The organism is Clavibacter vidaverae (assembly GCF_047529985.1).
Classification (GTDB): Bacteria; Actinomycetota; Actinomycetes; order Actinomycetales; family Microbacteriaceae; genus Clavibacter; species Clavibacter nebraskensis_A.
Genome location: NZ_JBLJAM010000002.1, coordinates 196,334 through 215,314, shown reverse-complemented (window position 1 = coordinate 215,314; position 18,981 = coordinate 196,334). Strand labels below are relative to the sequence as shown.

At 74.1% G+C, this 18,981-nt stretch carries 17 protein-coding genes; 14 read left to right on the top strand and 3 right to left on the bottom strand.

Features of this window, described 5'->3' with window-relative positions:
• Positions 1-56 precede the first annotated feature (56 nt).
• From ispG to rbfA, 9 genes are all read left to right on the top strand, one after another.
• Positions 57-1,202, top strand: coding sequence for a flavodoxin-dependent (E)-4-hydroxy-3-methylbut-2-enyl-diphosphate synthase (gene ispG / locus ACMT9T_RS13740; protein ID WP_172403766.1), 1,146 nt, complete (start codon positions 57-59; stop codon positions 1,200-1,202).
• Positions 1,203-1,309: 107 nt separating this feature from the next.
• The gene (locus tag ACMT9T_RS13735; protein ID WP_116056052.1) at positions 1,310-2,341 is read left to right on the top strand and encodes a 3-oxoacyl-ACP synthase III; all 1,032 of its coding nucleotides are present in this window, start codon (positions 1,310-1,312) and stop codon (positions 2,339-2,341) included.
• A 7-nt stretch (positions 2,342-2,348) separates the two neighbouring features.
• Positions 2,349-5,018 carry an alpha/beta fold hydrolase gene (locus ACMT9T_RS13730; RefSeq protein WP_414746075.1) on the top strand — a complete coding sequence of 890 codons (2,670 nt, stop codon included), beginning with the start codon at positions 2,349-2,351 and terminating at the stop codon, positions 5,016-5,018.
• Positions 5,015-6,028, top strand: a complete 1,014-nt coding sequence (locus ACMT9T_RS13725; protein WP_414746074.1) for an NAD-dependent epimerase/dehydratase family protein — start codon at positions 5,015-5,017, stop codon at positions 6,026-6,028. Before ACMT9T_RS13730 ends, ACMT9T_RS13725 begins: the two co-directional genes overlap by 4 nt.
• A 66-nt stretch (positions 6,029-6,094) precedes the next feature.
• Positions 6,095-7,867 (top strand): proline--tRNA ligase, encoded by a 1,773-nt coding sequence (locus tag ACMT9T_RS13720; RefSeq protein WP_414746073.1) that lies wholly within the window; start codon positions 6,095-6,097, stop codon positions 7,865-7,867.
• Between the two features lie 86 nt (positions 7,868-7,953).
• Positions 7,954-8,961, top strand: a complete 1,008-nt coding sequence (gene nusA, locus ACMT9T_RS13715) for a transcription termination factor NusA (protein ID WP_045528674.1) — start codon at positions 7,954-7,956, stop codon at positions 8,959-8,961.
• Between the two features lie 50 nt (positions 8,962-9,011).
• Positions 9,012-9,305, top strand: coding sequence for a YlxR family protein (locus tag ACMT9T_RS13710; RefSeq protein ID WP_414746072.1), 294 nt, complete (start codon positions 9,012-9,014; stop codon positions 9,303-9,305).
• A gap of 96 nt (positions 9,306-9,401) precedes the next feature.
• Positions 9,402-12,236 carry a translation initiation factor IF-2 gene (gene infB, locus ACMT9T_RS13705; RefSeq protein WP_414746071.1) on the top strand — a complete coding sequence of 945 codons (2,835 nt, stop codon included), beginning with the start codon at positions 9,402-9,404 and terminating at the stop codon, positions 12,234-12,236.
• A gap of 127 nt (positions 12,237-12,363) precedes the next feature.
• Complete coding sequence (rbfA, locus tag ACMT9T_RS13700) at positions 12,364-12,876, top strand: 30S ribosome-binding factor RbfA (RefSeq protein ID WP_414746070.1); 513 nt, start codon at positions 12,364-12,366, stop codon at positions 12,874-12,876.
• A 45-nt stretch (positions 12,877-12,921) separates the two neighbouring features.
• Here the strand turns inward: rbfA and ACMT9T_RS13695 are convergent, their stop codons facing one another.
• The gene (locus ACMT9T_RS13695) at positions 12,922-13,800 is read right to left on the bottom strand and encodes an HhH-GPD family protein (RefSeq protein WP_414746069.1); all 879 of its coding nucleotides are present in this window, start codon (positions 13,798-13,800) and stop codon (positions 12,922-12,924) included.
• Positions 13,801-13,838: 38 nt separating this feature from the next.
• Between ACMT9T_RS13695 and ACMT9T_RS13690 the strand changes: the two genes are divergently transcribed.
• Entirely contained in the window at positions 13,839-14,405 is a 567-nt protein-coding gene (locus tag ACMT9T_RS13690) for a nucleoside/nucleotide kinase family protein (RefSeq protein WP_414746068.1), read from the top strand.
• Positions 14,406-14,453: 48 nt separating this feature from the next.
• On the opposite strand, the gene ACMT9T_RS13685 is transcribed toward ACMT9T_RS13690, so the two are convergent.
• Positions 14,454-15,449: a ketopantoate reductase family protein gene (locus ACMT9T_RS13685; protein ID WP_414746067.1), complete on the bottom strand. Its 996-nt coding sequence runs from the start codon at positions 15,447-15,449 to the stop codon at positions 14,454-14,456.
• Positions 15,450-15,535: 86 nt separating this feature from the next.
• Here ACMT9T_RS13685 and truB point away from each other — a divergent pair, with 86 nt between their 5' ends.
• Genes truB through ACMT9T_RS13665 form a run of 4 tightly spaced genes read left to right on the top strand, consistent with a single transcriptional unit; the run spans position 15,536 to position 18,295 of the window.
• On the top strand, positions 15,536-16,495 hold the full coding sequence (gene truB, locus ACMT9T_RS13680) for a tRNA pseudouridine(55) synthase TruB (RefSeq protein WP_414746066.1): 960 nt from the start codon (positions 15,536-15,538) through the stop codon (positions 16,493-16,495).
• The gene (locus ACMT9T_RS13675) at positions 16,492-16,860 is read left to right on the top strand and encodes a hypothetical protein (RefSeq protein ID WP_414746065.1); all 369 of its coding nucleotides are present in this window, start codon (positions 16,492-16,494) and stop codon (positions 16,858-16,860) included. The genes truB and ACMT9T_RS13675 overlap by 4 nt, the downstream gene beginning before the upstream one ends.
• Positions 16,861-16,898: 38 nt before the next feature.
• Complete coding sequence (locus tag ACMT9T_RS13670) at positions 16,899-17,360, top strand: hypothetical protein (RefSeq protein ID WP_414746064.1); 462 nt, start codon at positions 16,899-16,901, stop codon at positions 17,358-17,360.
• Positions 17,361-17,362: 2 nt separating this feature from the next.
• A complete protein-coding gene (locus ACMT9T_RS13665; RefSeq protein ID WP_116056066.1) occupies positions 17,363-18,295 on the top strand; it encodes a bifunctional riboflavin kinase/FAD synthetase in 933 nt (310 codons plus the stop codon).
• A gap of 6 nt (positions 18,296-18,301) precedes the next feature.
• Here ACMT9T_RS13665 and ACMT9T_RS13660 read toward each other — a convergent pair whose 3' ends face one another.
• On the bottom strand, positions 18,302-18,976 hold the full coding sequence (locus tag ACMT9T_RS13660; protein WP_414746063.1) for a maleylpyruvate isomerase family mycothiol-dependent enzyme: 675 nt from the start codon (positions 18,974-18,976) through the stop codon (positions 18,302-18,304).
• Between the last annotated feature and the right edge of the window lie 5 nt (positions 18,977-18,981).

Sequence of the window (18,981 nt, the reverse complement as noted above, 5' to 3'; positions counted from 1 at the left end):
GCCGCCCGCGCCCCCGACGCACCGGGCGCGCAGGAATCGGACGTAGGCTCTTGTCCGTGCCAGCAGTCAATCTCGGAATGCCGAAGGTCCCTGAGGTCCTCGCGCCCCGTCGCAAGACCCGTCAGATCAGCGTCGGCAAGGTGAAGGTGGGCGGCGACGCCCAGGTCAGCGTCCAGTCGATGACGACCACGCAGACGACCAACATCAACGCCACGCTCCAGCAGATCGCCGAGCTCACGGCCACCGGCTGCGACATCGTGCGCGTCGCGGTGCCGCACCAGGACGACGCGGATGTGCTGCACATCCTGGCGAAGAAGAGCCAGATCCCGATCATCGCGGACATCCACTTCCAGCCGCGCTACGTCTTCACGGCCATCGACGCCGGCGTGGGCGCGGTGCGCGTGAACCCGGGCAACATCCGCAAGTTCGACGACCAGGTCGGCGCCATCGCGAAGGCCGCCAAGGCCGCGGGCACCTCGATCCGCATCGGGGTCAACGCCGGATCCCTGCACCCGAGCCTCCTGCAGAAGTACGGCAAGGCCACGCCCGAGGCGCTCGTCGAGTCCGCCGTCTGGGAGGCGAGCCTCTTCGAGGAGCACGACTTCCACGACTTCAAGATCTCGGTCAAGCACAACGACCCGGTCATCATGGTCAAGGCCTACCGCCTCCTCGCCGAGCGCGGCGACTGGCCCCTCCACCTCGGCGTCACCGAGGCCGGCCCCGCCTTCCAGGGCACGATCAAGAGCGCGACCGCGTTCGGGATCCTGCTCTCCGAGGGCATCGGCGACACCATCCGCGTCTCCCTCTCCGCGCCCCCGGCCGAGGAGGTGAAGGTGGGCCTGCAGATCCTGCAGTCGCTCAACCTCCGCGAGCGCAAGCTCGAGATCGTCTCCTGCCCGAGCTGCGGCCGCGCCCAGGTCGACGTCTACTCGCTCGCCGAGCAGGTCACCGAGGGCCTCAAGCACGTCAACGTGCCGCTGCGCGTCGCGGTCATGGGCTGCGTCGTCAACGGACCCGGCGAGGCCCGCGAGGCCGAGCTCGGCGTCGCGTCCGGCAACGGCCGCGGGCAGATCTTCGTGAAGGGCGAGGTCATCAAGACCGTGCCCGAGGCCGAGATCGTCCAGACCCTCATCGAGGAGGCGAACCGCCTCGCCGCGGAGATGCCCGCGGGATCCATCGGCAGCCCCGAGATCCTGGTCTAGCTCCACCCCTTACCCACCCGCCTGCCCGGCGGCGGCGCGTCCGCGCGCGCCGTCTGCGCGTAGGCTCTGCTAGTCGTCCGCCCGGCGGACCGCCCCACGAACTGAGGATGCTGTTGAACGGTAACGCCACTTTCCGGCATCGGAACACCTCCCTGCTGGGCCTCGCCAGCGTCCTCGCGCCGCACACGGTCACCTCCGTCGAGATCGACGACCGCCTGAAGCCCGTGCTCGCCCGGCTCCGCCTCCCCACGGGCCTGCTGCAGCGCGTCGCGGGCGTGCTCGAGCGCCGCAACTGGGACAAGTCGATGTCCTTCGACGCCGCCGCGACCGAGGCGGGACGCAAGGCCCTCGCGCAGGCGGGTGTCCAGCCGTCGCAGATCGGGCTCCTCATCAACACGTCCGTCACGCGCGCGCACCTCGAGCCGAGCGTCGCGGTCAGCATCCACAACGGCCTCGGGCTCCCGTCGTCCGCCCTGAACTTCGACATCGCCAACGCGTGCCTCGGCTTCGTCAACGCCATGACGCTCGCGGGCCACCTCATCGACTCGGGCCAGATCGACTACGCGATGATCGTCGACGGCGAGGACGCCGGCGAGATCCGCCACAACACGGTCGCCCGCCTGCTCCGCCCGGAGACCACGCGCGCCGACTTCCTCAGCGAGTTCCCGAGCCTCACGCTGGGCGCGGGCGCCGCGGCGGCCGTGCTCGGGCGCACGAGCGACCACCCGGAGGGGCACCGGATCCTCGGCGGCGTCACGCGTGCGGCCACCCAGCACCACGAGCTCTGCATCGGCGACGTGGACGGCATGTTCACCGACACCAAGGAGCTCCTCCGCGGCGGCATGGAGCTCGTCGTCGACGCGTGGAAGGAAGCCGCCCAGGACGACTGGGAGTGGTCGGACATGGACCGCTACATCCTCCACCAGGTCTCCGACGTGCACACGAACGCCATCGTCAAGGCGGCCAAGCTCGACAAGTCGCGCGTGCCGCTGACGTACCCGCGCTACGGCAACGTCGGCCCCGCGAGCATCCCCATCACGCTCGCCGACCAGGCCGACAGCCTCAGCCGCGGCGACCGCGTGCTCTGCATGGGCGTGGGCTCCGGCCTCAACACGGCCATGACCGAGATCCTCTGGTAGCCGCGCCGTGAGCGCATCGGCCGCGGTCACCCCGGCGACCGTCCCCGTCCCCGGCGCCGACGGGCGGCCGCTCCCCGGCCTCGATCCCGCGTGGTCGCGCGTCGTCCGGGCGGGCGGCCACGGCTGGCACCTCCTCGACACGGGGGAGCGGCTGGCCGCGACCGGCGCTCCCGTCGCCGGCACGATCCTCTGCGTGCACGGCAACCCGACCTGGTCCTACCTGTGGCGGCGCATCGCGGCGGAGTCGCTGGCGCGCGCCGAGCGGGATCCGTCGGCACCGGCCTGGCGCGTGGTCGCCGTCGACCAGCTCGACATGGGCTTCTCCGAGCGCACGGGCACGGAGCGCACGCTGCCCGTGCGACTAGACGACCTGCAGGCGCTCACCGACGAGCTGGGGCTGTCGGGATCCGGCGCCTCGGGGCCCGTCGTCACGCTCGGCCACGACTGGGGCGGCGTGATCAGCCTCGGCTGGGCGCTCCGCAACCGCGACGTGCTCGCCGGGGTCATGGCGCTCAACACGGCCGTGCACCAGGAGGAGGGCGTGCCCATCCCGTGGCCGCTGCGGCTCGCGCTCGCCACGGGGATCCACGACGCCGCCACGCGCGGCACGCCCGGCTTCCTCGCCACCACGCTCGCGCTCGCGCACCCGCCGCTCGACCCGGCCGTGCGCCGCGCGTTCGCCGCGCCGTACCGGGGCGCCGACCGCCGTGCGGGGATCCGCGGCTTCGTCGCCGACATCCCCGTCGGCCCCGCGCACCCCAGCCACGCGACGCTCACGTCCATCTCCGAGGGCCTCCGCGACCTCGACCTGCCGGCCCTGTTCGTCTGGGGCCCGCGCGACCCGATCTTCAGCGACGTCTACCTCTCCGACCTCCTCGAGCGCCTGCCGCACGCCGACGTGCACCGCGTCGAGGGCGCCGGGCACCTCGTCGCCGAGGACCACGACTACGCGTCCGCCGCGCTCGACTGGCTGGCCGACCGCGTCGCGCCGGGATCCGCGCCTGTCGCGGCTGCTCCTGCCGCGTCCGCCGCACCGGTCCGCCCGCTCGGTGCCCTGCTCGAGGAGCTGCGCGACAGCGACGCCCCCGTGCTCGTCGAGATGGCGCCCCGCGGCGGCACCGGTCCCCGCACGGTCTCCTGGCGCCTGCTGTCCCGCCGCGTCCGCGAGATCGCCGCGGGCCTCCATGCCCGCGGCCTCCGCGCGGGCGACCGCGTCTCGCTCCTCGTGCCGCCCGGCGCCGACCTCACGGCCCTCCTCTACGCGTGCCTGCGCATCGGCGCGATCGTCGTGGTCGCCGACGCGGGTCTCGGCGTGAAGGGCCTCGGGCGCGCGGTCGCGGGATCCCGCCCCGACATGGTCGTCGGCATCCCCGCGGGCCTCGCGCTCGCGCGGGCGCTGGGCTGGCCGGGGGAGCGGATCTCCGTCACGACCCTCGCGCCGCCCGTCGCCCGCGCGCTCGGTGTCGCCGCGAGCCTGCCCGAGATCGCCCGCGACGGCCGCGACCAGGTCCTGCCGGCCGAGCCCGCGGCCGACGACGACGCCGCGATCCTGTTCACCTCGGGATCCACGGGACCCGCCAAGGGCGTCGTCTACACGCACCGGCAGCTCGCGGCCCTCCGCGACACCCTGGGCGCGCGCTTCGACGTGGGCGTCGGGACGGGCCTCGTCGCCGGGTTCGCGCCGTTCGCGCTCCTCGGCCCCGCGCTCGGCGCCACGAGCGTCACGCCGGACATGGACGTGACCCGCCCGCGCGACCTGACCGCGTCCGCCCTCGCCGCCGCGGCCCGCGCCGCCGACGCCACGGTCGTCTTCGCGTCGCCCGCCGCGCTCGCCAACGTGGTCGCCACGGCCGACGCCCTCACCGCCGACGACCGCGCCGCGCTCGGTCGCGCCCGCTCGCTGCTGTCCGCGGGCGCGCCGCTGTCGGAGGCGCTGCTCACGCGCGCCGCCGCGCTCGTGCCCGCCGCCGAGGTCCACACGCCGTACGGCATGACCGAGGGGCTGCTGCTCACCGACGTCACGCTCGCGGGGATCCGCGCGGCGGCCCTCCGCGGCGACGCCGGCGTCTGCGTCGGCGCGCCCGTCGACCCGGTGGCGATCCGCATCAGCCCGCTCGACGCCGACGGCGCCGCGACCGGCGCGCTCACGGACGAGCCCGGCGTCACGGGCGAGATCGTCGTCGCCGCACCGCACGTGCACGACCGGTACGACCGCCTGCACGTCACCGACCGGGCCGCGCGCCGCGACTCCGCCGACGGTATCCGCCGCCACCGCACGGGCGACGTCGGCCACCTCGACGCGACGGGCGCCCTGTGGGTCGAGGGCCGCATGCCGCACGTGATCACCACCGCCGACGGCGTGCTCACGCCCGTCGGCCCCGAGCAGCGCGCCGAGTCGGCGCCGGGCGTCGGCCGCGCCGCCGCCGTGGGCGTCGGGCCCGCGGGCGTGCAGCAGCTCGTCCTCGTGATCGAGACCGTGCCCGCCGCGCGCCGCGTCGGGCTCGCGGATCCGGACCTCGCGGCCGCCGTGCGCGCCGCGGTCGGGGTCCCGGTCGCCGCCGTGATCGTCGTCCCCGTGCTGCCGACCGACGTCCGCCACAACTCCAAGGTCGACCGCGCGCGCCTCGGCCGCTGGGCCGCGGGGATCCTCGCGGGCGGCCGGGTGAGCGCGCCGTGATCGTCCTCGTCACGGGCGCGAGCGGCATGCTCGGCCGGGCCGTCGCCGAGCGCCTCGCCGCGGCGGGCCATGCGGTGCGCACCTTCCAGCGCCAGCCGTCCGGCCTCGCGTCGAGCGGCACCGAGCCCGTCGCGGGCGGCGTGGTCGACCTGCGCGGCAGCGTCACGGATCCGGCCGCGGTCACCCGCGCGGTGACCGGCGTCGACGCCGTCGTGCACCTCGCCGCCAAGGTCTCGCTCGCGGGCGACCCCGGCGACTTCCGCGCCGTGAACGTCGAGGGCACGGGCTCGCTCCTCGGCGCCGCGCGCGCGGCCGGCGTCTCGCGGTTCGTCCACGTCTCCTCGCCCTCCGTCGCGCACACGGGCCTCTCCATCGTCGGCGACGGCGCGGGCCCCGCGGATCCCGTCCGCGCCCACGGCGACTACGCCCGCACCAAGGCCGAGGGCGAGCTCATCGCCCTGGCCGCCGACGACCCCGGGATGCGCGTCCTCGCCGTCCGCCCGCACCTCGTCTGGGGCCCGGGCGACACGCAGCTCGTCGCCCGCATCGTCGACCGCGCCGCCCGAGGCCGCCTCCCGCTCCTCGGCCACGGCGCGGCCCTCATCGACACCGTGTACCGCGACAACGCCGCCGACGCGATCGTCGCGGCCCTCGACGCCGCCGACACCGCGCACGGCCGCGCCTACGTCGTCACCAACGGCGAGCCGCGTCCCGTCGCCGAGCTGCTCGCCGGCATGTGCCGCGCCGCCGGGGTGCCCGCGCCGCGGCTGCGCGTGCCCGCCGCCCTCGCGCGCGCCGCCGGGGGAGCGGTCGAGCGCGTCTGGGCCGTGCGCCCCGGATCCGACGAGCCGCCCATGACGCGCTTCCTCGCCGAGCAGCTCTCCACCGCGCACTGGTTCGACCAGCGCGAGACCCGCCGGGCGCTCGGCTGGACCCCGGCGGTCTCCCTCGACGAGGGCTTCGAGCGCCTCCGCCTCTCCTACGCGACCGGCGCCGACGCGCGCCGCTGAGCCGACGCCGGAGCCGCAGCAGGCGCCGCGCCGGAGCGACGCGCCCGGATCGCTAGGCTGTGTCGGGTGTCCACACGCCTCTCGAAGCTCTTCGTCCGCACCCTCCGGGAAGACCCCGTCGACGCCGAGGTGGCCAGCCACCGCCTCCTCGTGCGCGCCGGCTACATCCGCCGCCAGGCCCCCGGCATCTTCGCCTGGCTGCCGCTCGGCCTCCGCGTCAAGAACAAGGTCGAGGCCATCGTCCGCGAGGAGATGGAGCGCATCGGCGCCCAGGAGGTGCACTTCCCCGCGCTCCTGCCCGCCGAGCCGTACCAGGCCACCGGCCGCTACGACGAGTACGGCCCCGGGATGTTCCGCCTCGAGGACCGCAAGCGCGCGCCCATGGTGCTGGCCCCCACGCACGAGGAGTTCTTCGCGCTGCTCGTGAAGGACCTCTACTCGAGCTACAAGGACCTGCCCCTGTCGATCTACCAGATCCAGGACAAGTACCGCGACGAGGCCCGCCCCCGCGCCGGCATCCTCCGCGGCCGCGAGTTCACGATGAAGGACGCCTACTCCTTCGACCACACCGACGCCGGCCTCGCCGTCAGCTACCAGGCCCAGCGCGACGCCTACGAGCGGATCTTCCAGCGCCTCGGCCTCGAGTACGTCATCGTCGCCGCCGACGCGGGCGCCATGGGCGGATCCAAGAGCGAGGAGTTCCTGCACCCCACGCCCATCGGCGAGGACACCTTCGTGCGGTCGCCCGGCGGCTACGCGGCGAACGTCGAGGCGTTCACGACGCTCGTGCCGGAGGCGATCCCCATCGAGGGCCAGCCCGCCGCGCGCGTCTTCGACTCGCCCGACACCCCCACCATCGCCAGCCTCGTCGACCTCGCGAACGCGCAGGAGCCCCGCGAGGACGGCCGCGCCTGGACCGCCGCGGACACCCTGAAGAACATCGTCCTGGCGCTCACCCACCTCGACGGCACGCGCGAGCTCGTCGTCGTCGGGATCCCCGGCGACCGCGACATCGACCTCAAGCGCGCCGAGGTGGCCTTCTTCCCCGCCGAGGTCGAGCCCGCCACCGGCGCCGACCTCGCGAAGCAGCCCGGCCTCGTCACGGGCTACATCGGCCCGTGGTCACCCGAGGGACCCGTGCTCGGATCCACGTCGAGCACGAAGGTGCGCTACATGGTCGACCCCCGCGTGGTCGACGGCACCTCGTGGATCACGGGCGCCAACGTCGCCGGGAAGCACGTGCTCTCGCTCGTCGCCGGCCGCGACTTCACGCCCGACGGCGTGGTCGAGGCGGCCGACGTGCGCGACGGCGATCCCGCGCCCGACGGATCCGGCCCCATCACCGCGGGCCGCGGCACCGAGATCGGCCACGTCTTCGAGCTCGGCCGCATGTACGCGGAGGCCCTCGGCCTCAAGGTGCTCGACGAGAACGGCAAGCTCGTCACGGTCACGATGGGCTCGTACGGCATCGGCATCACGCGCAACCTGGCGCTCGTCGCCGAGGCCACGCAGGACGGCCGCGGCCTCCTCTGGCCCGCGTCCATCAGCCCGTTCGACGTGCACGTGGTGATGACCGGCAAGGACGAGGGCGTGAAGACGGCGAGCGAGGCGCTCGTCGACGCGCTCGACGCCGCCGGCCTCGACGTGCTCTTCGACGACCGCCCCAAGGTCTCGCCCGGCGTGAAGTTCGGCGACGCGGAGCTCATCGGCGTGCCCACCATCGTCATCGTCGGCCGCGGCGCCGCCGACGGCATGGCCGAGCTCTGGGACCGCCGCACGAACGAGCGCACGCCGATCGCGCTCACCGAGGTCGTCGGGGCGCTCACCGCCGACCGCTGATCCGCACCGCGCCCCCGCTCGAGGCTGCCCGACCGCTCCCGGTCGGGTAGCCTCGAGTGTTTCCAACCGAATAGAGGAGTCGCACCGTGGACATCGACCTGAGCGTCTTGCGCCTGATGGAGCGCGAGCGCGAGATCCCGTTCGAGGAGCTCGTCTCGATCATCGAGCAGGCCATCCTCACCGCCTACCTCAAGCACACCGACCAGGCCGACGCCAAGCCCGTCGCCGACGGCGTGCCCCCCGCGCGCGTGCACCTGGACCGGAAGTCCGGCCACGTGTCCGTGCACGTCCCCGAGCTCGACGAGGACGGCCTCGTCATCGGCGAGTCCGAGGACAGCCCGAGCGACTTCGGCCGCATCGCCGCCTTCGCGGCCAAGCAGGTCATCAACCAGCGGCTGCGCGACATCGGCGACGACCGCATCCTCGGCGAGTTCAAGGGCCGCGAGGGCGACATCGTCGCGGGCGTCATCCAGCAGGGGCCGAACCCGCGCATGATCCACGTCGACCTCGGCACGATCGAGGCGATCCTCCCGCCCGAGGAGCAGGTGCCCGGCGAGAAGTACGTGCACGGCTCGCGCCTGCGCGTCTACGTCACGAGCGTCTCCCGCGGCGCGAAGGGCCCGCAGATCACGGTCTCCCGCACGCACCCGTCGCTCGTCCGCAAGCTGTTCGCTCTCGAGGTGCCGGAGATCGCGCAGGGTCTCGTCGAGATCGTGTCGCTCGCCCGCGAGGCCGGCCACCGCACCAAGATCGCCGTCCGCGCGACCGAGCCGGGCATCAACGCCAAGGGCGCGTGCATCGGCGAGCTGGGGCAGCGCGTCCGCGCGGTCACGGCGGAGCTGAACGACGAGAAGATCGACATCGTCGACTACTCCGAGTCGCTGCCCGTCTTCGTCGGCAACGCGCTCTCGCCCGCCCGGGTCACGAGCTCCTTCGTCATCGACCAGGCGACCAAGGCCGTGCGCGCGCTCGTGCCCGACTACCAGCTGTCGCTCGCCATCGGCAAGGAGGGCCAGAACGCCCGCCTCGCCGCCAAGCTCACGGGCGCGAAGATCGACATCCAGCCCGACTCGATCCTCGAGGGCGACGACTGAGCGCCGCCCGCCGGGACCCGGCCTCCCCGCCGCCGGACGGAGGGGGTAGTATGGATCCGGTAAGAACGTGCGTCGGCTGTCGTCGGCGTGCCCCGAGGTCCGCTCTTCTGCGGATCGTCGCCGATCCCCTCACCCGCTCCCTCGTCATCGACGAGCGCGCGGTGATGACCGGCAGGGGTGCGTGGATCCATCCGACCATCGAGTGCATCGACAGAGCGATCGCGCGGCGTGCCTTCGGGCGGGCCCTGCGGAGCGAAGCGGCGCTCGACCCCGCAGCTCTTGGGGGACTACGAGAGCGGCTCGCGGCCCAGCCGAGCGCGCGAGCATCCGAGAGAACAGGCTGAACGGCACATGGACAACTAATGAGCGGCTCGAAATGAGATCCGTCCAGCACTAGCGGTCCCCTCCTGCCTGGGAGTGGACCCCCAGACAGGAGAACAGTGGCAAAACCACGCGTACACGAGATCGCCGCCGAGATCGGCGTCGACAGCAAGACCGCACTCGCCAAGCTCAAGGAGATGGGCGAGTTCGTCAAGGGACCGTCGTCGAGCATCGAGCCCCCCGTGGCCCGCAAGCTCAAGGCGGCGCTCGAGGCAGCCGGCCTCACCGGACAGGCCGCGGCACCCGCCGCGACGCCGTCGTCCGCCCCGCGGCCCGGCGCCCGTTCGTCGGCTCCGAAGCCCGGCGGCCGTCCCACCCCCGGCCCGCAGCCCACGGCCGCTCCCGAGCCGGAGGCCCCCGAGGCGTCCGACGTCCCGGTCCCGGCGAAGCCGCTGACCGTCGCGGAGCGCCAGGCCCAGGCCGAGGCGAGCCGCAAGGCCGCCGCAGAGGAGAAGGCGCAGGCCGAGAAGTCGGCCGCGTCCGCCGCCCCCGAGGCCCCGGCCGCCGAGACCCCGAGCGCCCCGCGCCCGGACGCCGGCAGCACGCCGGCCCCCTCGAACGGCATCCCGCGTCCCGGGATCCCGCGTCCGGCGGCCCCGCGCCCCGGCAACAACCCCTTCGCGAGCAACCAGGGCATGGGCACCAAGCCCCGCCCGGGCAACAACCCGTTCGCGAGCAACCAGGGCATGGGCCAGCGCCCCGCCGCGGGAGCCGCAGGCCCCCGTCCGGCCGCTCCCCGTCCCGGATCCCCCCGCCCCGGCGCCCCGCGTCCCGGCGGCGTCGGCCAGGGCGCACGCCCGGCCGGCTTCGGCCAGCGTCCCGCCGGTGCGGGTCGTCCCGGCGGAGCACCCGGTGGAGCGGGACGCCCCGGCGCCCCGGCAGCCGGCGGCTTCCAGCGTCCGGCCGGCGGCTTCGCCGGTCGTCCCGGTGGCGGCGGCCGTGGTCGCGGCCCCGGCGGCGGCACCGCGGGTGCCTTCGGACGCGGCGGCGGCAAGAGCAAGTCGCGCAAGTCGAAGCGGACGAAGAGGGCCGAGTTCGAGCTGCGCGAGGCCCCGTCGCTGGGTGGCGTCAGCGTCCCCCGCGGCGACGGCAACACGGTCGTCCGCCTGCGTCGCGGCGCGTCCATCTCGGACTTCGCCGACAAGATCGACGCGAGCCCCGGCAACCTGGTGACCGTGCTGTTCCACCTCGGTGAGATGGCCACGGCGACCGAGTCGCTCGACGAGGCCACCTTCGAGGTGCTCGGCACGGAGCTCGGCTACAAGATCCAGGTCGTCTCCCCGGAGGACGAGGACCGCGAGCTGCTCGAGGGCTTCGACATCGACCTCGACCAGGAGCTCGAGGACGAGGACGACGACGTGCTGGAGATCCGGCCCCCCGTCGTCACCGTCATGGGCCACGTCGACCACGGAAAGACGCGCCTGCTCGACGCCATCCGCAACGCCAACGTCATCGAGGGCGAAGCGGGCGGCATCACGCAGCACATCGGCGCGTACCAGGTCTGGGCGCCGCATGAGGGCTACGAGCGCGCCATCACCTTCATCGACACCCCGGGCCACGAGGCGTTCACCGCCATGCGCGCCCGTGGTGCGCAGGTCACCGACATCGCGATCCTCGTGGTCGCGGCCGACGACGGCATCATGCCGCAGACGGTGGAGGCCCTGAACCACGCCCAGGCGGCGAACGTGCCGATCGTGGTCGCGGTCAACAAGGTCGACAAGGAGGGGGCCAACCCCGCCAAGGTGCGCCAGCAGCTCACCGAGTACGGCCTGGTCGCCGAGGAGTACGGCGGAGACGTCATGTTCGTCGACGTCTCGGCGCTCACCGGCAAGGGCGTGGAGGACCTCCTCGAGGCCGTCCTGCTCACCGCCGACGCCGGGCTCGACCTGCGCAGCAACCCGAACAAGGACGCGCGCGGCGTGGCCATCGAGGCCCGCCTCGACAAGGGCCGCGGTGCGGTCGCGACCGTCCTCATCCAGTCGGGCACGCTCCGCGTGGGCGACGCCATCGTGGCGGGCACGGCCTACGGCCGCGTCCGGGCGATGATGGACGAGAACGGCGACGCGGTCCACGAGGCCTACCCCTCGCGGCCCGTCCAGGTCCAGGGCCTCTCGTCGGTCCCCGGCGCGGGCGACACCTTCCTCGTCACCGAGGAGGACCGCACCGCCCGTCAGATCGCCGAGAAGCGCGAGGCCGTCGAGCGCAACGCGCAGCTGGCCAAGGCCCGCAAGCGCATCAGCCTCGAGGACTTCACGCGTGCGCTGGAGGAGGGCAAGGTCGAGTCGCTCAACCTCATCATCAAGGGCGACGTGTCCGGTGCCGTCGAGGCGCTGGAGGAGTCACTCATGAAGATCGAGGTGGACGACTCCGTGCAGCTACGGATCATCCACCGCGGCGTCGGAGCGGTCACCGAGAGCGACGTCAACCTGGCGACGATCGACAACGCGATCATCATCGGGTTCAACGTCCGTCCCGACCCGAAGGCCCGCGCCCGCGCGGCTCGCGAGGGCGTCGACATCCGCTTCTACAGCGTCATCTACTCGGCGCTCGAGGAGATCGAGTCGAGCCTCACGGGCATGCTCAAGCCCGAGTTCGAGGAGGTCCAGTCCGGCGTCGCCGAGATCCGCGAGGTGTTCCGCTCCTCCAAGTTCGGCAACATCGCGGGTGTCATCGTCCGCTCGGGCACCATCACCAGGAACGCCAAGGCGCGGGTCATCCGCGACGGCGTGGTGGTGGGCGACAACCTGGCCATCGAGTCGCTGCGCCGGTTCAAGGACGACGTGTCCGAGGTCCGCACGGACTTCGAGGCGGGCATCGGCCTCGGCAAGTTCAACGACATCCAGATCGGCGACGAGATCGAGACGATCGAGATGAAGGAGAAGCCGCGGGTCTGACCCCGGCCGATCCGGGCCCCGCTCCCCACCAGGGGAGCGGGGCCCTCCCCGTCCCGCCCCGTGCGGGACATGAGCAGGACACCGGGCGAGCTCGCCCGGCCGCATCCGTCACGGAAGGACGTCGACCATGGTCGATCACGCGAGGGCCCGGAAGATGGCCGACCGCATCAAGGAGATCGTCGCGCGCAAGCTCGACCGGGGCATCAAGGACCCGCGCCTCGGCTTCGTGACCGTCACCGACGTGCGCGTCACGGGCGACCTGCAGCACGCCAGCATCTTCTACACGGTCTACGGCACCGACGAGGAGCGCGCCGACACGGCCGCCGCCCTCAAGTCCGCCACCGGCATGCTCCGCAGCGAGGTGGGCAAGAACATCACCGCGCGCCTCACGCCGTCGCTCGAGTTCATCCTCGACGGCGTGCCGGAGAACGCGGCCGCGATCGAGGCCCTCCTCGAGGAGGCGCGCCGTCGCGACGCCGACGTGCACACGCAGGCGAAGGCCGGCGTGTACGCGGGCGACGAGGACCCGTACGTCAAGCCGCGCGTGATCGCGGACGACGAGGACGACCTCGACGAGGACGACGGCGAGGACGGCGACGACCTCGACCGCACGGCGCCCGGGCACGAGCCGGCGCACTGATCCACCGCGTAGGCCGGCGCGCTACGGCGTTCCGGCCGACGCGCGTCAGCTCGGCAGGGCGTAGGTCCCGTCGGGCTGGCGCACCACGAGCCCGTCGGCGATCAGCCCGCCGAGCGCGCGCTCGCGCTGCACGGGCTCCGGCCACGCCGTCGCGAGGTCGGCGGCCGACACGGGGGAGTGGCTCGACCGCAGCTCGGCGAGCAGGAGCCCGCGCACCTGCCGGTCGGATCCCTCGTACCGCTTCTGCACGACGCGCGCCGGCCCGTCGTAGGCCGGGTAGCCCGCGGCGCGCCACGCGCACAGGTCGCGCACCGGGCACTCATCGCAGCGCGGGGAGCGGGCGGTGCACACGACCGCGCCCAGCTCCATCGTCCCCGCGTTGAACACGCGCGCCTCGGCGACGTCATCGGGCAGCTGCGCCTCCATCGCGGCGAGGTCGGCGGCGGTCCGCGCGGGGCCGGGATCGCCCTGGCCGGCGACCGCGCGCGCGAGGACACGGCGCACGTTGACGTCGACCACCGGGTGCCGGTGCCCGAACGCGAACGCGGCCACCGCGCGCGCCGTGTACGGCCCGATGCCGGGGAGGTCGAGGAGGGCGTCCACGTCCTCCGGCACCTCGCCGCCGTGCCGCTCGACGATCGCGACGGCGCACGCGTGCAGATTCAGCGCCCGCCGCGGGTAGCCGAGCCGGCCCCATGCGCGGACGGCCTCGCTGGCCGGGGTGGACGCGAGCGCCGCGGGCACCGGCCAGCGCGCCAGCCACTCCTCGAGCCGCGGGATGACGCGGACCACGGGCGTCTGCTGCAGCATGAACTCGCTGACGAGGATGCCCCAGGATCCGAAGCCCTCGCGCCGCCAGGGCAGGTCGCGCGCGTTCGCCCGGAACCACGCGTTGACGTCTCGGGCGAGGGCGGTCTCCGGCATCCGGCCAGCGTACGAGACGATGAGCCTAGGCTCGGCCCATGCCCCTGTACCGCGCCTCCCGCGCCGAGGTCCTGTCCTCGCTCGCCGACGAGTTCCTGCACAACTACGGCCGGGGCCGCGCGTACCTCGCGGTCGACGGCGGTCCGCTCGCCGACCCCGTCGCCTTCGCGCGGGACCTCGCCGACGTGCTGCGCGCCGGCGGCCGGGGCACGTACGTCGCGGCGGCCGCGGACTTCGCGACGGGAGAGGGTGCGGTCGACGCGGAGGCGCTCCGCGACGGTCTCGTGCGCCCCTTCCGGAAGCCGGGCGCGCCCGTCGCGCTCCGCCCGGACGGGGATCCCGTGACCTGTGCCCCCGACGACGCCGTGCTGCTCGTCGCCGGCGACGGGATGCAGGCGCCCGAGCTGCGCGGCCTCTGGAACGCCGTCGTCTACCTGCTGCTGCCGGACGAGCCGCTCGCGACCTCGGGCGGCGACGCGTCCGACGCCGCGCAGGAGGCGCACGCGCGCTACATCCGCCAGGTGAACCCGCGTCGTGCCGCGACCATGATCGTCGACGTCTCCGACCCCGAGCTGCCGCGCCGCGTCTTCGCCGACAGCTGCTGAGGCCCGCCGCGGCGAGGCCCGCCCCGTCGAGGCGCGGGCACGCCCGCGTCAGCGCGGGATCAGCCGCGCGAGCTCCGCGGGGGAGAGGTGCCGTCCGCTCGCCTCCACGCCGTGCACGAGCTGCACCAGCGCGGCGTTGACGCGCGCGTCCTGGCCGACGCCGGGCGCCAGGGCCGCGACGGCGCCGTTGAGGTGGTCGATCTCCGTGAGGCGGTCGCGTCGGATGCTCTGCAGCGTCGACCCGGGATTCGGCACCTGGCCCATCGCGCGGGCCAGCGACACCGGCATGCGCTGGGCGAGGCCGAGCGGCAGCGACGCGAACAGGCGCAGCCGGCGGTGCGAGAGCCCGCCGAGCTTCCCGAAGACGACGCCGCGGGCGAGGCCGGTGCGCACGGTCTCCTGCATGGCGCGCGTGACGATGCGCCGCAGCGCGGGATCCGCGATGACCGCCTGCGCGCTGAGGCCCGTGACGGCGGGCACGGCGTTGATCCCGTTCACGACGAGCTTGGTCCACTGGGCGCCGCGGAAGTCGGGGGCGACCGTGACGGGCATGACGGGATCCAGCACCTCGCGCACGAGGGCGACCCCGGGGCCGTCCGGACCGTCCGCGCTGCCGATGTGCATGCCGGCGGGCGCCGTGACGGTGACCAGCCCGGGCTCGGTGAGCGAGGCGGCGACGAGCGCGAGCCCGCCCACGACCTGGGAGCGCGGCAGGGACTCGGCGCCCATCGTGAGCGCGGAGAGCCCGTTCTGCACGACGAGCACGGGGATGCCGCGGAGCCAGCCGGCGTTCTCCGCCATGGCGTCGCGGGCGTCGGCGATCTTGGTGGCGACGATCGCGACCTCGGGCGGGCGGCCCAGGCGCTCGGCGGCGGCGACGCGCGCGACGTGGTCGCCCCAGCCGCCGGCGAGGCGGAGGCCCCGGTCCTGGATCGCGCGGAGGTGCGGTCCCCGGGCGGTGACGTCGACCTGGTGGCCGCTGCGCTCGAGCAGCGCGGCGATGGTGCCGCCGACGGCGCCCGCCCCCAAGACACCGATCCGCACGCGTCCTCCTCCGACGCTCCCGATCCTAGGCCGGGCGCCTCCGAGCGAGCCGGGCGGCCCTCCGGGCACGGCATGATGGTGGGGCCATGGAAACCCCGACCCCCCGCGCCGCGCCCTCCACCGCGAGCGGCCTGCTCCTCATCGACAAGCGCGGGGAGTGGACGAGCCACGACCTCGTCGCCCGCACCCGCCGGCTCGCCGGCACCCGCAAGGTCGGGCACGCGGGCACCCTCGACCCGATGGCGACCGGCCTCATGATCCTCGGCGTCAACAGCTCCACGCGCCTGCTCACCTACCTCGTCGGCCTCGACAAGGAGTACCTCGCCACCATCCGCCTCGGCCGCGCCACCACGACGGACGACCGCGAGGGCGAGGTCGTCTCGCGCGCCGAGCCCGGGCGGATCCGCGACCTCGCCGTCGCCGACGTGGAGCGCGCGATCGCCGACCTCCGCGGCACGATCTCGCAGGTGCCGAGCGCCGTGAGCGCCATCAAGGTCGACGGCAAGCGCGCGTACGCCCGCGTCCGCGCCGGCGAGGAGGTCGAGCTCGCGGCGCGCGAGGTCACCGTCTCGGCCTTCGACGTGCTCCGCTTCGACGCCGTGGAGGCGGAGGAGGGCGAGGAGGACGGCGCCCAGCTCGACCTGTCCGTGCGGATCACCTGCTCCTCGGGCACCTACGTCCGGGCCCTCGCGCGGGACCTCGGCCGCGCGCTCGGCGTCGGCGGCCACCTCACGGCCCTCCGTCGCACGCGCGTCGGCCCCTTCCACGTCGACGACGCCGTCGCGATCGACGACATGGTGGTCGCCGACCGGCTGATCCCGCCGGCCGACGCCGCCGCGCGCCTGTTCGACGTGCTGCACCTCACGGAGCAGGAGGCCGTCGACCTCGGGCACGGCAAGAGGCTCACGACGCCCGACGAGGCACCCACCGAGGATCCGCTCGCCGCGGTCGCGCCCGACGGCCGTCTCGTGGGCCTCGTCGGCTTCCGCGGACGCACGGGCACCTCCATCGTCAACTTCCCGGCCGACGACCGGGGCGACTCGTGATCGGCTGGTTCACGGTCGCGCAGATCGCCGTCGCCGTCGTCGCCGGCCTCCTCTGCCTCGTGCTCGGCGCGGTCGGGCGGAAGCCCAGCGACCTCACCATGGGGCCGACAGCGCTCGTGGAGGTGCTGCTCGTGGGGCAGCTCGTCGTCGCGATCGTCGCGCCCGCGGCGGGCAACCCGCCGTCCGGCAGCCTCATCGAGTACTACGCGTACCTGCTGAGCGGGCTGCTGATCCCGCCGCTCGCCATGTTCTGGGCGCTCGTGGAGCGCACCCGCTGGAGCACCGTGATCCTGGGTGCCTCGTGCCTGGCCATCGCGATCATGGTCTACCGGATGGACGTCATCTGGAACGTCCAGTCCGCGTGACCGCCCTCTCCCTCGGGTAGGGGATAATCGCAGGTGCCATGACTGACTCCCGTACCTCGCGCATGACCGGTCTCGGGCGCGTCCTGGTCTTCTTCTACGGGCTGCTGGCCCTCGCCGCGACGGGCCGCTCGGTCACCCAGATCCTCACCAAGTACGACGAGGCCCCGGTGGCGTACGCGCTCTCGGCGCTCGCCGCCGTCGTCTACATCGTCGCGACCGTCGCCCTCGTCGCTCCCGCCCGCACGCCCGAGGCCGCGCGCCGCTGGTACCGGGTCGCCTTCGCCACCATCGCGTTCGAGCTCGTCGGCGTGCTCGTGGTCGGCACGCTGAGCCTCGTCGACGCGCAGCTCTTCCCGCACGACAGCGTGTGGTCGGTCTACGGCTACGGCTACGTCTTCATCCCGCTGGTGCTCCCCGTGCTCGGCCTCATGTGGCTCCGCCGCGGCGGCCGCTCCCGCGTGAGCGCCGTCGACGAGCGCCCCGTGCGCGGGGACCGCTGACCGTGCTCGTCGTCCACGATCCGGCCGAGGTGCCGGGCGGGTTCGGGCCGAGCGCCGTCACGATCGGCAAGTTCGACGGGGTCCACGCGGGCCACCGCGCGGTGATCCGGCGCCTGCTGGGCATCGCCGCCGACGAGTCGCTCTCCTCCGCCGTCGTCACCTTCGACCGGCACCCGGCGGCGCTCCTGGCACCGGCCGCGCGCCCGCAGAGCCTCGTGAGCAACCGGCAGAAGGTCGAGCTGCTCGCCGAGCTCGGCGTCGACGCGACCCTCATGCTCCCGTTCGACGAGCGCCTCCAGCGCCTGAGCCCGGAGGAGTTCGTCCGCACGGTGCTGGTCGACGCGCTCCGCGCCCGCGTCGTGCTCGTGGGCGAGGACTTCCGCTTCGGGGCGCAGGGGGCGGGCGACGCCGCCACGCTCACGCGCCTCGGCGAGCAGCACGGCTTCCGCACGGTGGTCGTCGGCGACGTCATGCCCGACGGCAGCCGCAAGGTCTCCTCCACGTGGATCCGCGACCTCATGGACCGCGGCGATGTCGAGGCGGCCGCCGAGCTGCTCGGCCGCTGCCCCGCCGTCCGCGGCCTCGTCGTGCACGGCGAGAAGCGCGGCCGCGAGCTGGGATTCCCCACGGCGAACCTGTCGCCCGAGGCCGAGGGCCTCATCCCCGCCGACGGCGTCTACGCCGGCTGGCTGCGCGACGGCGACCGCACCTACCCGTCGGCCATCTCCGTCGGCACGAACCCCACCTTCGCGGGCGTCCGGCCGCGCGTCGTCGAGGCGTTCGTGCTCGACGAGACGCTCGACCTGTACGACCACGAGGTCGAGGTCGTGTTCGTCGCCCGGATCCGCGGCATGGTCGCCTACGAGGGCCGCGACCCGCTCATCGCCCAGATGACGGACGACGTGGTCCGCACCCGCGCGGTGCTCGGGATCTGAGGCGCGCTAGGCCGCTGCGGCGTCGCCCTCGGGGCGGGGCGTGCGGCCGAAGAGGTACATGATCAGCGTCGAGGCGGTGGCCTCGATCGCGGGACCGTGGCCGATGCTCCAGCCGGCGTCCGACGCGCGCAGCATGCGCGCCCGCAGCACGCCGCGGATCTGCGCGGGCGCGATGGCCGCGCGGGCCACCGCGACGGCGCCGGTCGAACGCGGGTCGAGCTCGAGGTCCGCCTTGAGCGCGTGCGCGATGTCGAACGCGTGCACGACCACCTCGAGCAGCTCGGGCACGCGCTTGCGGCCCTTCCCCGCGCGCTTCTCCGCGGCGATGGCGCGGATCCGGGCGACCAGGTCCTCGGGGGAGCGCTCCGCCTCGTCGGCGCTGAGGTCGTCCATCGCTTTCATGGGGTTGAGGTGCGGGCGGCGGCGCAGCGATCCGACGGCCGTGCGCACCATGGCGGCGTTACTCGCGCCGACCCGCCAGACGATGTGGCCGGCGACGTCGCGCACGGTCCAGCCGTCGCACATGCTCGCGGCCTCCCAGCCGTCGGCGTCGAGCGACGCGAGGAGGTCGGCGGTGCGGTCGAGCACGTCCGCGATCTCGGCGCTCCAGACGCCCGAGACCTTCGCCTCAGGCTCGGACGCGCGCTGGCTGAGGGGCAGGTGCCGGGAGATCTCGCTCATGGCCG